Raw genomic sequence first — 16028 nt, forward strand, 5'->3', positions numbered from 1 at the left:
GCCCGCCACGCCCCCGCCGACCAGACCCCGATGGCCGCGGGAGCCCGCACCACCACCACACCCGGCGCACGCGCCGCCCCCACAACGGCGCCACACCGCCCCAAGGCCCCACCTCGCGCATCGGCGTCAGGTGGGGCCTTCCCGTCTACCATCCCCCCGAAACGAACTAGGGTGGCCCAAGGGTCTGCCGAACGACCCCCGTCCGCCGTCCACACGAACCGGGGCCCGCTACCTCGATGTCTGTCTTCAACCAGCCACCGGCATACCCCCGCCACGTGGTCACCGCCGTGCTCGTCTCCCACGACGGCGCCCGCTGGCTGCCGGGGGTGCTCTCCGGCCTCCTCGGACAGGACCGACCCGTACAGCGGATCGTCGCGGTGGACACCGGAAGCACCGACGACTCACCGGCCCTGCTCACCCAGGCCCTCGGACCCGAACACGTCCGCCGCCTGCCCCGTGACGCCTCCTTCGGTGACGCCGTCGACGAAGCCGCGGCCCTCGGACCACTACCCCCGCAGAGCCTGCCCTACGCCACCACCCCCGACGGCGGCACCCCCGTCCAGTGGCTGTGGCTCCTGCACGACGACAGCGAACCCCGCCCCGACGCCCTCCGCCGCCTCCTGCGGGTCGCCGAGCAGAACCCCTCCGCGGCCGTCCTCGGCCCCAAGATCCGCAGCTGGTACGACCGCCGCCAGCTCCTCGAAGTCGGCGTCAGCATCGGCCGCGGCGGACGCCGCTGGACCGGCCTCGACCGCCGCGAACAGGACCAGGGCCAGCACGACCAGGTCCGCCCCGTCCTCGCCGTCGGCAGCGCCGGCATGCTGGTCCGCCGCGACGTGTGGGAACAGCTCGGCGGCTTCGACCCCCGCCTGCCGCTCATGCGCGACGACGTGGACTTCTGCTGGCGCGCCAACAGCGCCGGCCACCTCGTCCTCGTCGCCCCCGACGCCGTGCTCCGCCACGCCGAGGCCGCCTCCCGCGAACGCCGCCCCATCGACGCCGGCGGCACCGCCCGCCCGCACCGCACCGACAAGGCCGGCGCCGCCTACACCCTGCTGGCCAACAGCACCGGCGCCATGCTCCCCTACGTGGCCGTCCGGCTGCTGCTCAGCACCGTGCTGCGCACCATCGTCTACCTCCTCGGCAAGGTCCCCGGACTCGCCGCCGACGAGATGCTCGGCCTCACCTCCGTACTCCTCCGCCCCGGCGCCCTGATCGCCGCCCGCCGCGAACGCGCCCGACTACGCGCCGAGGACGGCTCCGCGCTCACCGGACTCTTCCCCGCCCCCGGCGCCACCGTCCGGCTGACCCTGGAACAACTCCTCGCCCGGTACAGCCGCAACGCCGACGTCGACACCTCCGCCGGCCGCCACGGCGCCGCCGAATCCGGCCCCACCTCCGACGAGGCCGACTTCCTCGAAGTCGACAGCTTCGCCCGGCTCCGCGCCCTCACCCGGCGCCCCGCCCCCCTGCTCTTCCTCGGCCTGCTGCTGGTCACCCTCGTCGCCGCCCGGTCCCTCATCGGAACCGGATCGCTCAGCGGCGGCGCCCTGCTGCCCGCCCCCGAAGGCGCCGCCGACCTGTGGCGCACCTGGACCGCCCAGTGGCACGACGTCGGCATCGGCACCGACACCACCGCACCCCCCTACACCGCGTTCCTCGCCGTGGCCGCCGCCCTCACCCTCGGCAACGCCGAGGCCGCCGTGAACCTGCTGCTGCTCGGCTCCGTCCCACTCGCCGGCCTCGCCGCCTACCTCGCCACCGCCCCCCTCGTCGCCTCCCGCGGCGTGCGCGCCTGGGCCGCCGCCGCCTACGCCACGCTCCCCGCCGCCACCGGCGCCATCGCCGGCGGCCGCATCGGCACCGCCGCGCTGCTCGTCGCCCTCCCCCTGCTCGCCCGCTCCGCGGTGCGACTCACCGGAATGGACGGCGGCGCCACCAGCCCCGGCGAGGACGACGGCCCGCGCTGGCGCGACGCCTGGGCGCTCGGCGTCGGACTCACCGTCGTCACCGCCTTCGCCCCACCCGCCTGGGCGCTCGGCGTCGTGCTGCTGGCCGCCGCCGCCCTCGCCCGGGTCGTCCTCGGCCGGCGCGCCACCGACGGCACCGGCCCCGGCCTCGGCGCCCTGCTGCCCCGACTGGTCGTCGCCCTCGGGCTGCCGCTGCCGCTGCTCGCCCCCTGGTCCATCGGCCTGCTCACCAGCCCCGCCACCCTGCTCACCGCCGAGGCCGGCTCCCCGGTCGCCCCGCCCGCCGGCACCCCCGCCGGCGGCGAGGTCGCCACCGTCACCGACCTGCTGCTGCTGCACCCCGGTGGCAGCACCCCCGTCCCCGCCCTCCTCACCATCGGCCTGCTGCTGGCCGCCCTGGCCGCCCTGCTGCGCACCACCCGACGGCACGCCGTGCTCGCCGGCTGGACCGTCGCCGTGGTCGGCTGGCTGTTCGCCGTCCTCGCCCGCTCCGGCCTGCTCGGCGACGGCACCGCCTGGCCCGGCCCGGCCCTCGCGGTCGCCGGCGCCGGCCTGCTCGCCGCCGCCGCCGTCGGCGCCGACGGCGCCCGGGAACGCGTCGCCGGCGTCAACTTCGGCTGGCGCCAGCCCACCGCCGCGCTCATCGCCGTGCTCGCCGGCCTCGCACCACTGGTCGGCGCCTCCTGGTGGATGGCCGGCGGCGCCGAGGACCCGCTGCGCCGCGCCGCGCCCGAGCAGGTCCCGGCCTTCGTCGCCACCGAGAACACCACGACCGACCGCGCCCGCACCCTGGTGATCACCGCCGACGACGCCGGCCGGGTCGGCTACGCGCTGCTCCGCGACGCCGGCCTCACCCTCGGCGACGCCGAGATCGGCCAGGACGCCACGGGCGGCGACGACCTCGCCGAGGTCGTCGCCAACCTGCTGGCCGGCTCCGACGGCGACGAGGTCACCAGCCTGGCCGGCTACGGCGTCCGCTACATCCTGGTGCGCGCCCCGGTCAGCCCGCAGATCGCCGGCGTCCTGGACAGCACCCCGGAACTCACCCGGCTCAGCCAGGTCAGCGGCAGCGCCCTGTGGCGCAACGACCTCACCACCGGCCGCGTCATCCTGCAGAACCCCGACGGCAGCCGCGAGGTGCTCGCCACCGACAGCGACGGACTCGGCGCGCACACCGACGTCCCCGCCCCCGCCGAACCGCAGGTGGCCCAGGACCCGGAACAGCCCGAGGAGCAGCCCGCGGACCAGCCCCAGGAGCAGGCCCCGCAGGGCGAGGCCGACACCACCGGTCAGCGCTTCGTCCGCCTCGCCGAGGCCGCCGACCCCGGCTGGCGCGCCACCCTCAACGGCGAACCGCTGACCCCGATCACCCTGGACGGCTGGGCCCAGGGCTTCGAACTGCCCACCGACTCCGGCGGCCGGCTGTCCGTCGAGTACGCCGGCTCCCCGGTGGCCACCGCGTGGCGCTGGGCCGCCGCCGTGCTGCTGCTCGTCGCCGTCGTCCTGGCCCTGCCCGGCCGCAGCCGGCGCGCCGACGACGACCTGCCCGACCCGGCCGCCGAGGCCGGCGGCCGGCGCCGCCGCGCCACCCCCGGGACCACCGTCCCCACCCCCGCCACCGCCGCGGTGGCACCGCCCCCCGGACACCCCGGACACCCCGGCGGGCCGAACGGCCCCGGCGCGCCCGGCGGCCCCAGCGGGCCCGAGGGCCCCCCCGGCCCAGGCGGCCTCGGCGGCCCGGGCGGCTTCGGCGGCCCCTCCGGCCCCGGCGGCGACCACCCCGGTGACGGCCACGGCCCGCTGCCCGTCGGCAGCGCCACGGAAGGACGGCAGCAGCAGTGAACCGCACCAGCATCGTGCTCGGCGCCGTGGCGGTCGCCCTCGCCCTGATCGGCGGGCTCGCCTTCGCCACCACCCCCGAGACCGGCCCCACCGGAGAGGGCGGCCAGCAGGTCCCCGTCCGCCGCACCACCGCGCTGTGCCCGCAGGTCTTCCACCAGGAGGACGCCACCACCACCTACACCGCCTTCGCCCCACCCAGCGAGGGCACCGGCGACGAAGGCACCGGCACCCTCTCCGACATGGGCGTCACCGAACCCCGCGCCGAACTCGCCGAACCCGGCACCCCCGCCTCCACCAGCTCCGACAAGGGCGACGCCGCGCCCGTCCTCGGCCAGGGCGAGGGCCGCTTCGCCCCCGGCTTCGCCCTGCAGGAGACCACCAGCGTCTCCGGCGACGACGGCCACCTCGCCGGCAGCGGCTGCGCCGCCCCCGGCTCCTCCTTCTGGTTCGTCGGCGCCGCCACCGTCGACGGCCGCAGCGACTACCTCCACCTCGCCAACGCCGAGACCGAGACCCCCGCCGTCGTCGACGTCGAGCTGTACGGCCCGGACGGGCCGGTCGAGGCCACCGGCGCCCGCAACATCACCGTCACCCCCGGCGCCTCCGTGCCCCTGCTGCTCAGCTCCTTCACCGAGCAGAAGATCGAGGGCCTGGCCGTCCACGTGCAGGTGCGCTCCGGCCGGGTCTCCGCCCAGCTGCACGACGACGGCGGTGCCGACGGCGCCGACTGGCTCCCCCCGGCCGGCGACCCCGCCGGCACCGTGCTCGTTCCCGGCCTGCCCGGTGACGCCACGAAGATCCAGCTCACCGTCGCCACCACCGGGGAACAGGAGGCCGAGCTGGCCGTGCAGATCTCCGGCAAGGGCGGCCTGTTCACCCCCGCCGGCACCGAGCGGATCTCCGTCCCCGCCAACGGCAGCACCACCGTCGACCTGGGCGACATCACCGCGGGCGACGCCTCGGCGATCCTGCTCACCCCCGCCGAGGGCGCCGAAGCCGTCCCCGTCGTCGCCGGCCTGCGCGTGCTGCGCGGCGGCGACGACGGACGGGACAGCGCCTACTCCGCCTCCAGCCCCGCCCTGGGCGAGACCGCCTCCGTCTCCGGCAACATCCCCGGCGCCTCCACCGTCTACCTCACCGCCCCCGGCGAGGCCGCCACGGTGCGGCTGACCGCCTACCCGGACGGCGCCGAACCGGCCACCGCCGAGGTCGAGGTGCCCGCCGGAGCCACCGTGGCCGTCGCCCCGCCCGAGGTGCCCGGCGACGCCACCTTCGGGCTCACCGTGGAACCGCTGTCCGGCGGACCGGTGCACGCCGCCCGCCAGCTCACCGGCGGCGGCGACGAGGCATGGAAGACCACCGTGCAGACCGTGGCCACCCAGCCCACCACCGTGCTGATGCCGCAGACCCGCCCCGATTGGACCGTGGTCCAGGCCGGCTGAGACACCCCCACGGCACCCGGCCGCCCGAGGCGTCAGGCCGCCCGCGGCGCCCGGCCACCCGTGGCGTTCGGCCACCCATGGCGCCCGGCCACCCAAAGCACCCGGCCCCCCCACGGCGGCCGGCCGGGTGGGTGGCCGCCGTGGGGTGGTCCAAGGGGGCAAGGGTGGGAGCGCGAGTTATCCACAGGCCGCGAGAAGGGGGATGCGCACGGTAGCCCCCGAATGGGATCCTGAAAAAGGGGGTCCCCCCAGGCCAATGGTGGGTTCAGGCGCGAACCCCTGGCATGTTCCCGGCACACCACGGGAGTGCCGCCCAGCCCCCAGCCCGGCATCACCCTAGGTCGGCATCACCCCAGCCCGGCATTCACTCCAGGCCGAAACGCGGATCCACGGTCTCCGGCGACATGCCCAGCAACTCGGCCACCTGCTCCACGATCGCGTCGTGCACCAGCGTCGCCCGCTCGTCACCCGGCTTCGCCCGCACCTCCACCGGCCGCCGGAACACCACGATCCGAGCCGGCTGCCCCTTCGACTCCGGCACCAGCTGCGCCAGCGCCACCCGCCCCCCGGACAGCTCGCTCGGCGTCGCGCTCTCCCACGGCACGTCCACCACCTCGAACAGCACCGTCTCCAACTGCGGCCAGCGCGCCGTCAACCGCTCCATCGACTCCCGCACCAGGTCGTCGAACCGCTCCGCCCGGGTCATCGCCACCGGGACGTCGGCGGGCGCCAGCGGGCCGCGCATCCCGCGGCCGTGCCGGTCCCGCCGCCGACCGGCGGGACGAGGGTCGGCGGGGCGCTGCGGTACGGAACTGTCCACAACGCCGAGCGTAGAGGATCGAACGCGCCCACCACAGACCACTTCACGCAAGCGCGCCACCCGCCCGCCACCAGCCGCGCCCAATGTCATACCGGTACGACACGATGACTACTTCCCGGGGGAGTGGTCGCGAGGGACCCGCCAGTGCGGTAACGTCCGGTTCCGTGAGTCCAGTACGTCGCTGTTCGCGCACCGCGTGCGGTCGTCCCGCCGTCGCCACGCTGACGTACGTCTACGCCGACTCCACCGCCGTGCTCGGCCCACTCGCGACCTACGCCGAACCGCACTGCTACGACCTGTGCGCGGAACACTCCGAACGCCTCACCGCCCCCCGCGGCTGGGAGGTCGTCCGGCTGGCCGTCGACCCCGCCACCACCCAGCCCAGCAGCGACGACCTCGAGGCCCTCGCCAACGCCGTCCGCGAGGCCGCCCGCCCCACCGAACGACGCGGCACCGACCGCCGGCTCACCGAACGCGAGGCGGCCGACCGCATGGAGGTCGCCCGCCGCGGCCACCTCAGGGTGCTGCGCCCGCCGGAGAACTGAACCTCCCGCCCCGACCGCCTCCCGCACCCCCACCCGACCTGCCGGTACTGTTCACGAACGGCCCCGGGCACCCGCCCGGCGGCGGCAACGACCGGCTCGGTGGAAGCAGATGGGCGAGAACGTGTCCCGTGACCTCAGCGCAATCGTCAAGGCGTACGACGTGCGGGGCACCGTCCCCGACCAGCTCGACGCCGACCTGGCGCGAGTCTTCGGCGCCGCCTTCGCCACCGTCACCGCCGCCCACGCGGTGACCGTCGGCCACGACATGCGCCCCTCCTCACCCGAACTCGCCCGCGCCTTCGCCGAAGGCGCCGCCGGCCGCGGTGCCGACGTCGTCGAGATCGGCCTGTGCTCCACCGACCAGCTCTACTACGCCAGCGGCAGCCTCGACATGCCCGGCGCCATGTTCACCGCCAGCCACAACCCCGCCCGGTACAACGGCATCAAGCTGTGCCGCGCCGGCGCCGCCCCCATCGGCCAGGACACCGGCCTCGCCGACATCCGCGCCCTCGTCGAGCAGTGGACCAGCGCCCCCGCCGGCATCCCGCCCACCGACCGCCCCGCCGGCACCCTCACCCGCCGCGACACCCTCGGCGACTACGCCACCCACCTGCGCTCCCTCGTCGACCTCAGCGCCATCCGGCCGCTCAAGGTCGTCGTGGACGCCGGCAACGGCATGGGCGGCCACACCGTCCCCGCCGTCCTCGAGGGTCTCCCCCTGGACGTCGTCCCCCTCTACTTCGAACTCGACGGCAGCTTCCCCAACCACGAGGCCAACCCGCTCGACCCGGAGAACCTCCGCGACCTCCAGGCCGAGGTGCGCCGCACCGGCGCCGACATCGGCCTGGCCTTCGACGGCGACGCCGACCGCTGCTTCGTCGTCGACGAGACCGGCGAAGCCGTCTCGCCCTCCGCCATCACCGCGCTCGTCGCCGTCCGCGAGATCGCCCGCGCCCGCGCCGCCGGCGAGGACAAGCCCACCGTCATCCACAACCTCATCACCTCCCGCGGCGTCCCCGAGATCGTGCTGGCCAGCGGCGGGAAGCCCGTGCGCACCCGGGTCGGCCACTCCTTCATCAAGGCCGAGATGGCCCGCACCGGCGCCGTATTCGGCGGCGAACACTCCGCGCACTACTACTTCCGGGACTTCTGGAAGGCCGACACCGGCATGCTGGCCGCCCTCCACGTCCTCGCCGCCCTCGGCGAACAGCCCGAGCCGCTCACCCGACTCGTCGCCGACTACCAGCGCTACGCCTCCTCCGGCGAGATCAACAGCACCGTCGACGACCAGACGGCGCGCACCGCCGCCGTCCGCGCCGCCTACACCGGACGCGACGGCGTCACCTTCGACGAACTCGACGGCCTCACCGTCTCCGGCCCCGACTGGTGGTTCAACCTGCGCCCCTCCAACACCGAACCGCTGCTCCGCCTCAACATCGAGGCGGCCGACGCGGCAGCGGTCGCCGCCATCCGCGAGGAGGTCCTCGCGCTGGTGCGCGACTGACCGCCACGCCACCCGCTCACCCGGACGGCCACACCACCCCGGCGCGGGCCCACCTCCCCCGTCCCACCCCCTCCCACCCCGGGCCGGCCGGGGCGGGCCCGCGCCGCGGCACCGCCCCGCTCCGCCACCTCACGCCACCGCCCCGCGGCCCAAGATCCTCCCGTACGCTGACCACATGAACCTCGCACCCACCCTGCTCGACATCCTCGCCTGCCCGGCCTGCCACGCCCCCCTGCGCGCCGACGACGCCGCCGACGAGCTGGTGTGCACCGGCGACGACTGCGGCCTGGCCTACCCGGTACGCGACGACATCCCCGTCCTGCTGGTCGACGAGGCCCGCAGCACCCGCTGACCGCGGCACCCGCCGACCCAGCCCTCCCGAGAGCACCGCACCCCGAGCCGGCCCCCGCCGAGCACCCGGCCGCGCCACCCGCCAAGCCCCTGACGGGAGCACCGATGGTTTTCGACGAAATGCTCCTCGACGACGGCGAGGCCATGCGCCGCTCCGGAGCCGCCGACCGGCTGCGCGCCATAGCGGGAGCCGGCGCCCGACTCCGGGCCGCCGTCCGCGCCGCCGAGGAGGGCGGCCTTGCCGCCCTCCGACCGGAAGGCCGCCCCACCACCGTGCTGGTCGCCGGCGACGTCCCCGCCGCCCGCACCGTCGCCGACACCCTCGCCGCCCTCGCCACGCCCTCGCTCCAGGTCCTCCACCTCGAACCCGAGCCCGCCGCGCCGCCCCACCCGCCCACCGAACCCCGGTGGACGCTCCCCGGCTGGGCCGGCGCGATGCAACTCCTGCTCGTGCTCTCCCCCCACGGCGACAGCGACGGCCTGCACGCGCTCGTCGACCGCGCCTACGCCCGAGGCTGCGCCACCGTGGCCGTCACCCGCCCCGGCACCGACCTCGCCCGAGCCGTCGAGTGGGCCCGCGGACTGACCCTGCCGTTCGTCCCCCAGCCGGGCGAACCGGCACCCGGGACGAACGACCAGCACGCGGACACTGCGGACGCCACGACCGCCGCAGCCGCCGACCCGGCGGCCGGCACCGACCTGTGGGCCCTGCTGGGCCCCGCGCTCGCCCTCGCCCACCGCGTCGGCGTCCTCGCCGCGCCCCCGGAGGCGCTGGACGGCGCCGCGGCCCGCCTCGACGAGATCGCCACCCGCTGCCGCCCCGACGCGGCCACCTGGGACAACCCCGCCAAGACGCTCGCCGTCGAGCTGGCCGGCTCCGTGCCCCTGCTGTGGGCCGCCGGCCCGGCCGCGGTCCCGGCCGCCCACCGCCTGGCGACGCTCCTGGCCGACCAGGCCGCCATCCCGGCCCTCGCCGCCCGCCTGCCCGAGGCCCTCACCGCCCACCGCGGACTGCTGCACGGCCCGCGGGCCGCCCGGACGGGAGCCTCCGGCGGTGCAGCGGCCGCGGCCGACGCGGAGGCCGACTTCTTCCGCGACCGCGTCACCGAACCCGACCGGCCGGCCCCGCACGTCGTCCTGCTCGACCCCGCCGGGGAGACCGCCACCGAGGAGGACGCGCCCAACGCCATCGGCCCCCTCGCCCGCCGGCACGCCGAGGCGGCCGGCGCCCCCATCGACGTCCTCACCGCCGCTCCGGGCCACCCCCTGGAACGCCTGGCGGAACTGCTGGCCCTCGCCGAGTTCACCGCCACCTACGCGGGGATCGGCACCGGCTCGTAGGGGCCGCCACCCCGGCAGGTGTCATCACCCCCCGGGCGGCCGGCCCACCGCCCCCCGGCCACCCCGGCCCGGCCATCCACCCAGGCCCGGTCCTGCGAGAACCGCCCTCGCCCGTCGAGGCGTCAACCCCCCGCCGCCGGAAGTTGTCCACAGGCCCGAAAGGGGGACTGCCGCCGCCGGTTCCGCCATGGGATCCTGGAATCAGGGGGGCCACCCGGCGTTCCCGGCCCAGTGCTGCCCGAATGCCACCGCAACCCCGCCCCGCCCGGTCCACCCCCACCACCCGGTCAGGGACCTCGGGCGACCGGGCCGACACCCGGCCATGTGACACTGCCCCCATGGACCTGCTCGACAACACCATCCGCCCCTACGCCTGGGGATCCACCACCGCCATCCCGCGCCTGCTCGGCACCGAGCCGACCGGCGAACCGCAGGCGGAGATGTGGATGGGCGCGCACCCCGGTGCGCCGTCCCGCCTCGTCCGCAACGGCACCCCCACGTCCCTTGACATCGTTGTCGGCGCCGACCCCGAGAACGAGCTCGGCAAGGACGTCACGGCCCGCTTCGGCCCCCGCCTGCCCTTCCTGTTCAAGGTGCTCGCCGCCGGCTCCCCGCTCTCCCTCCAGGTCCACCCCGACCTCGAACAGGCGCGGGCCGGCTTCGCCGACGAGGAGGCCCGCGGCATCCCCGTGGACGCCGCGCACCGCAACTACAAGGACGCCAACCACAAGCCGGAGATGATCTGCGCCCTCGAGCCCTTCGACGGCCTGTGCGGCTTCCGCGACCCGCGCCGCACCGCCGACCTCCTCGACGCGCTCGCCGTGTCCGCCCTCCAGCCGTGGATCGACGTACTGCGCACCCGCCCCGAGGAGGAGGCGCTGCGCGAGGTGCTGACCGGCATCCTGAGCGCCGACCGCCAGGCGTTCGCCGCCACCGCGACCGAGGTCGCCGCGGCGGCCGAGCGGGTCGCCGCGGCCGGCGGCCCGTGGGCCGAGGCGCTCGCCGCCTACGCCGGGATCGCCCACGCCTACCCCGGCGACCCCGGTCTGGTCGCGGCCATGCTCCTGAACCACGTCCGGCTGAGCCCCGGCGAGGCGCTCTTCCTCGGCGCCGGCGTGCCGCACGCCTACCTCAGCGGCCTCGGCGTCGAGCTGATGGCCAACTCGGACAACGTGCTCCGCTGCGGCCTGACCCCCAAGCACGTCGACGTGCCGGAGCTGCTGCGGATCGTCCGCTTCGCCAGCGGCGAGGCCGAGGTGCTCCGCCCGGAGCCGCACGGCGACGAGCAGGTCTACCCGGCCCCGATCGACGAGTTCCGCCTCAGCCGCCTGGTCCTCGACCAGGCCGCCGCCGACGGCTCCCCGGTCGAGCTGCCCACCGGCACGCCGCAGATCGTGCTGTGCACCGAGGGCCGGATCCTCCTCACCCCGCTGGACGGGGCAGCGGACGGCGCCGCGCTGGAGCTGACCGCCGGCCGTTCCGCCTACCTCGCCGCCACCGACGGCCCGGTCCGGCTGACCGGCAGCGGCACCCTGTTCCGCGCCACCGTCGGCGCCTGACCACAGGCCCTTGACCCCGTGGGCCCGTGACCACAGCGGCCCGGCCGCGGGCGCCCCACCGAAGGCGCCCGCGGCCGGGCCGCGCCGGAAAGCGGACGGCCCTCCCCACCTGCCACACCCACCGCCAGTCGTACCGAGCCGCCCAAGTGGTAAATGCCCGAAATGAGTAGGACGCGCCGCCGCGGGGCAGTCGTCGGCACATGAGCCGACGTATCACGGGCGGCGTCCACCACGCCGCGCACCCCCAGCGGATCGAGGCGGTCGCATGAGCACCCACGGCGGAACCCGCGCCGTCATCGCCGCGCTCCTCGCCAACCTCGCCATCGCCGTGGCCAAGTTCGTCGCCTGGGCCTTCTCCGGCTCCTCCGCCATGCTCGCGGAGGCGGTCCACTCCGTCGCCGACTCCGGCAACCAGGCCCTGCTGCTGCTCGGCGGCCGCCGCTCGCGACGCGCCGCCACCCCCGAGCACCCCTTCGGCTACGGGCGCGAACGCTACGTCTTCGGCTTCCTCGTCACCGTCGTGCTCTTCAGCATGGGCGGCCTGTTCGCCCTCTACGAGGGCTACGAGAAGATCCGCCACCCGCACGCCCTCGAAGCCTGGTACTGGCCGGTCGGCGTACTGGTCTTCGCGATCGTCGCCGAGGCGTTCTCCTTCCGCACCGCCGTGAAGGAGTCCAACCACGCCCGCGCCGGCCTCGGCTGGGTCGCCTTCGTGCGCCGCGCCAAGGCACCCGAACTCCCGGTCGTGCTGCTGGAGGACCTCGGCGCGCTCGTCGGCCTGGTGCTCGCCCTCGGCGGCGTGCTGCTCACCATGGCCACCGGCGACGCCGTCTGGGACGGCGTGGGCACCATCTGCATCGGCGTGCTGCTGGTGACCATCGCCCTCGTCCTCGCCGCCGAGACCAAGAGCCTGCTGCTCGGCGAGGCCGCCGGCCCCGAGGTCGTGGACGACATCAGCCGGAGCCTCGTCGACGGCCGCACCGTCACCGACGTCATCCACATGAAGACGCTCCACCTCGGCCCCGAGGAGCTCCTGGTGGCCGCCAAGATCGCGGTGCGCCACGACGAGACCGCCGCCCAGGTGGCGCGCGCCATCGACGCCGCCGAGGCCCGGGTGCGCGCGGCCGTCCCGATGGCCCGCCTGATCTACCTGGAACCGGACATCCGCCGCGGCGCCGTCACCGCCTCGACCACCCCGTGAACGGCCATCAGCACCCCCACCCCCCGGCACGGCGTGTAGCCTCGAACCAGCGAGACGTCGCTGCTGATGGCGGTCGGCGCCCACCGCGTGCCCGGCATGCCGTGCACCGCGGTCGGAGCCGAGGGCAGAGGGCCACCGACGGACTGCGCGCACCCGCGGGCCACCGCCCGCACGGACGCGACACCCACCGGGTCGTCGCGCCCGTCCACCGTGCCCGCACCTCCGCATGCCCGTGACCACACCACCATCGGGAGAACCACAGCGATGACCGCTGCCTTCACCGACTTCAAGGTCGCCGACCTCTCCCTCGCCGCCTTCGGGCGCAAGGAGATCGAGCTCGCCGAGCATGAGATGCCCGGCCTGATGGCGATCCGCCGCGAGTACGCGGCCAGCCAGCCGCTGGCCGGCGCCCGCATCACCGGCTCGCTGCACATGACCGTGCAGACCGCCGTCCTCATCGAGACCCTCACCGCCCTCGGCGCGCAGGTCCGCTGGGCCTCCTGCAACATCTTCTCCACCCAGGACCACGCCGCCGCCGCCATCGCCGTGGGCCCCGAGGGCACCCCCGAGGACCCGCGCGGCGTCCCGGTCTACGCCTGGAAGGGCGAGACCCTGGAGGAGTACTGGTGGTGCACCGAGCAGGCGCTCACCTGGCCCGACCACGCCGGCCCCAACATGATCCTGGACGACGGCGGTGACGCCACCCTGCTCGTGCACAAGGGCGTCGAGTTCGAGAAGGCCGGCGCCGCGCCCGACCCGGCCACCGCAGACTCCGACGAGTACCGCATCATCCTCGAACTGCTGAACCGCACGCTGCGCGAGACCCCCGGCAAGTGGACCGCCCTCGCCGCCGAGGTCAAGGGCGTCACCGAGGAGACCACCACCGGCGTGCACCGGCTCTACGAGATGCACCGCAACGGCACGCTGCTCTTCCCGGCGATCAACGTCAACGACTCCGTCACCAAGTCGAAGTTCGACAACAAGTACGGCGTCCGCCACTCGCTGATCGACGGCATCAACCGCGCGACCGACGTGCTGATCGGCGGCAAGGTCGCCGTCGTCTGCGGCTACGGCGACGTCGGCAAGGGAAGCGCCGAGTCGCTGCGCGGCCAGGGCGCCCGGGTGATCGTCACCGAGATCGACCCGATCTGCGCCCTGCAGGCCGCCATGGACGGCTACCAGGTGGCCCGCCTGGAGGACGTCGTCGAGACGGCCGACATCTTCATCACCACCACCGGCAACCGCGACATCATCATGGCCTCCGACATGGCCCGGATGAAGCACCAGGCGATCGTCGGCAACATCGGCCACTTCGACAACGAGATCGACATGGCCGGCCTGGCCCGGGTGCCCGGCATCGTCAAGACCGAGATCAAGCCGCAGGTCCACGAGTGGCGCTTCCCCGACGGCCACACCGTGATCGTGCTGTCCGAGGGGCGCCTGCTCAACCTCGGCAACGCGACCGGCCACCCGTCGTTCGTGATGTCCAACTCGTTCGCGAACCAGACCATCGCCCAGATCGAGCTGTTCACCAAGCCGGAGCAGTACCCCACCGCCGTCTACACGCTGCCCAAGCACCTGGACGAGAAGGTGGCCCGACTCCACTTGGACGCCCTCGGCGCCCGCCTGACCGAGCTGCGCCCCGAGCAGGCCGCCTACATCGGCGTGCCGGTGGAGGGCCCCTACAAGTCGGAGCACTACCGCTACTGACCCGACCGGCGCGGAACGGCCGCGGCCCCGGAGCATCCCGCTCCGGGGCCGCGGCCCTTTCCCGCCTCACCGACGGCCCCCCCGAACACCCGCTACGCGGGCGGCGCGAAACCACCGGACCGACTCGACTCCCCGCCCGCGGCCCCCGGCGCACCCGCGGCGCCCGGAGCCTCCGGAACCCGCGGCGGGGCCGCCGGAACCCCCGCGGCGGCACCCACCGTCCCCGGCTGGAAGGGCGGCGGCGCGCCCACGGAGTGCCCCGGCGCCGGCAGACTCCACCCGCCGGCCGCCGCCTGTCCGCCCGGCGCCTGCCCGGCCACCGGCTGCCCGTTCGGCCCCGGCACGGGGTACCCACCACCAGGAACGCCCTGGCCGGCCGGTCCGCCCACCCCGGGCGCCACCTGTCCGTACCCGCCGCCCGCACCGTGGCCGGGCGCCGGGGGATGGCCGCCGGGCCCGTGACCCCCGGCTCCCGCGGGCCCGCCATGGCCGTACGGGTAGCCCTGCACCCCCGGGTAGCCCTGCGCCCCTGGATAGCCCTGCGCCGCCGGATGGCCCGGCGCGGGCGCCGCGTACCCGTAGCCGGGGGCGGGGGCGGGCACCGCCACCGGGCCCTGCTGCCCGGCCCACCGCGCCGATATTTGCGCCATCCCACGCCGACGCCGCTCGCCCAGCACCGCCTCCAGATAGAGATCGGCCGTCACGCCCCGTGGCACGGGAGCCGCCGTGGCCGTGGCCACCTCCGACGCCAACCGACCGGCCATCGCCGCGCCCACCACCGGGTCGAGCTGCCGCCGGCGGGTGAGGTACTGCCGGACCCGCAGCGCCTGCTCGTCGCTGAGCGCCGACAGGTCCAGGGTGGCCGCCCACTCGGCGAGCTGCGGCGGCAGGTAGCCGACCTCCAGCGTCTGCTCGGGCACCCGCGTGAGCATGACGACCGTGCCGGCGAACAGGTCCCCGAGCCGCCGCCCCCGGTCCGAGACGAGCGAGGCCACGACCGCCACGACACCGAACGTCATGGTCAGCTCCACCACGCCGACCAGCTGGCGCACCAGCGCGTGCCGGAACCGGATCGGCCCGCCGTCGTCGCGCACCACCCGCAGCCCCATCACCAGCTTGCCCACCGAACGCCCGTTGGAGAGCGTCTCGATGGCCAGCGGCAGGCCGACCAGCGTGCCGACGCCCACCAGGATGGCGACGATCGTCGACAGGGAGGACTCCCCGCCGGTCAACCAGCCCAGCAGCAACTGGGCCAGGATCATCGCCACCCAGTAGATCGTCATGTCGATGGCGATGGCGATGCCGCGGCTCATCAGCCGGGCCGGCCGCAGGTCGAGCGCGACCGCCTCCCCGGTTACCAGATTCGCCACGGCGCCTCCCACTGGTCGTTGGTCCGTGCCTCGTTGATCGGTGCGTCGGGTACAGCCTCGGTCACGGAAGGGGCGGGCTGCAACAAGGGCCCCACCACCGGGCCGGCACCCCCGCCCCGGGCGCCCGGACCCCTTGCCTCCCGGGCGAGCGGGCCATGCGGCATGCTGGCCGGTGAGCGCCACCCCGTCCCCACGGACCCTCCACGGCGTGCAGCGGCGGAGGGATCGTGCCCCCGCACCGGAGGATCACCTGTGGACATCGACGTCTTCGTCGCCGCGCACCAGCACGAGTGGCAGCGGCTCGACGCGCTGTGCAAGCGACGCGGGCGGCTGAGCGGCACCGAGGCGGACGAACTGGTGGCGCTCTACCAGC

General features: G+C 75.5%; 12 protein-coding genes (1 of these 12 cut by a window edge). 10 read left to right on the forward strand and 2 right to left on the reverse strand.

Annotation, left to right across the window (positions count from 1 at the left end; translation table 11 throughout):
- Positions 1–236: 236 nt before the first annotated feature.
- The gene (locus FHU37_RS29030; protein WP_179814780.1) at positions 237–3812 is read left to right on the forward strand and encodes a glycosyltransferase; all 3576 of its coding nucleotides are present in this window, start codon (positions 237–239) and stop codon (positions 3810–3812) included.
- Positions 3809–5254 (forward strand): DUF5719 family protein, encoded by a 1446-nt coding sequence (locus FHU37_RS15585; RefSeq protein ID WP_179814781.1) that lies wholly within the window; start codon positions 3809–3811, stop codon positions 5252–5254. The genes FHU37_RS29030 and FHU37_RS15585 overlap by 4 nt, the downstream gene beginning before the upstream one ends.
- A 364-nt stretch (positions 5255–5618) precedes the next feature.
- On the opposite strand, the gene FHU37_RS15590 is transcribed toward FHU37_RS15585, so the two are convergent.
- The gene (locus tag FHU37_RS15590; RefSeq protein ID WP_179814782.1) at positions 5619–6074 is read right to left on the reverse strand and encodes a metallopeptidase family protein; all 456 of its coding nucleotides are present in this window, start codon (positions 6072–6074) and stop codon (positions 5619–5621) included.
- A 104-nt stretch (positions 6075–6178) separates the two neighbouring features.
- On the opposite strand from FHU37_RS15590, the gene FHU37_RS15595 reads away from it, so the two are divergent.
- The 7 genes from FHU37_RS15595 to ahcY all read left to right on the forward strand — a co-directional run bounded on the left by FHU37_RS15595 (position 6179) and on the right by ahcY (position 14285).
- Entirely contained in the window at positions 6179–6619 is a 441-nt protein-coding gene (locus FHU37_RS15595; protein ID WP_179814783.1) for a DUF3499 domain-containing protein, read from the forward strand.
- A 109-nt stretch (positions 6620–6728) separates the two neighbouring features.
- A complete protein-coding gene (locus tag FHU37_RS15600) occupies positions 6729–8123 on the forward strand; it encodes a phosphomannomutase/phosphoglucomutase (protein WP_179814784.1) in 1395 nt (464 codons plus the stop codon).
- Between the two features lie 175 nt (positions 8124–8298).
- Entirely contained in the window at positions 8299–8475 is a 177-nt protein-coding gene (locus FHU37_RS15605) for a Trm112 family protein (RefSeq protein WP_179814785.1), read from the forward strand.
- 104 nt (positions 8476–8579) lie between these two features.
- Entirely contained in the window at positions 8580–9815 is a 1236-nt protein-coding gene (locus FHU37_RS15610; protein ID WP_179814786.1) for an SIS domain-containing protein, read from the forward strand.
- A 338-nt stretch (positions 9816–10153) separates the two neighbouring features.
- Positions 10154–11374 (forward strand): mannose-6-phosphate isomerase, class I, encoded by a 1221-nt coding sequence (manA, locus tag FHU37_RS15615; RefSeq protein WP_179814787.1) that lies wholly within the window; start codon positions 10154–10156, stop codon positions 11372–11374.
- Positions 11375–11639: 265 nt separating this feature from the next.
- Positions 11640–12575, forward strand: a complete 936-nt coding sequence (locus tag FHU37_RS15620) for a cation diffusion facilitator family transporter (protein ID WP_179814788.1) — start codon at positions 11640–11642, stop codon at positions 12573–12575.
- A gap of 264 nt (positions 12576–12839) precedes the next feature.
- On the forward strand, positions 12840–14285 hold the full coding sequence (gene ahcY / locus FHU37_RS15625; protein WP_179814789.1) for an adenosylhomocysteinase: 1446 nt from the start codon (positions 12840–12842) through the stop codon (positions 14283–14285).
- Positions 14286–14377: 92 nt separating this feature from the next.
- Here ahcY and FHU37_RS15630 read toward each other — a convergent pair whose 3' ends face one another.
- Positions 14378–15655 carry an RDD family protein gene (locus FHU37_RS15630; RefSeq protein WP_179814790.1) on the reverse strand — a complete coding sequence of 426 codons (1278 nt, stop codon included), beginning with the start codon at positions 15653–15655 and terminating at the stop codon, positions 14378–14380.
- Positions 15656–15907: 252 nt separating this feature from the next.
- On the opposite strand from FHU37_RS15630, the gene FHU37_RS15635 reads away from it, so the two are divergent.
- A protein-coding gene (locus FHU37_RS15635; protein ID WP_179814791.1) for a stage II sporulation protein M crosses the window boundary here: on the forward strand, positions 15908–16028 show its 5' end (the start). 887 nt of this gene lie beyond the right edge of the window; 121 of the gene's 1008 nt are visible here — the first part of the coding sequence; the start codon lies at positions 15908–15910; its stop codon lies beyond the right edge, outside the window.

This window comes from Allostreptomyces psammosilenae, from assembly GCF_013407765.1.
Classification (GTDB): Bacteria; Actinomycetota; Actinomycetes; order Streptomycetales; family Streptomycetaceae; genus Allostreptomyces; species Allostreptomyces psammosilenae.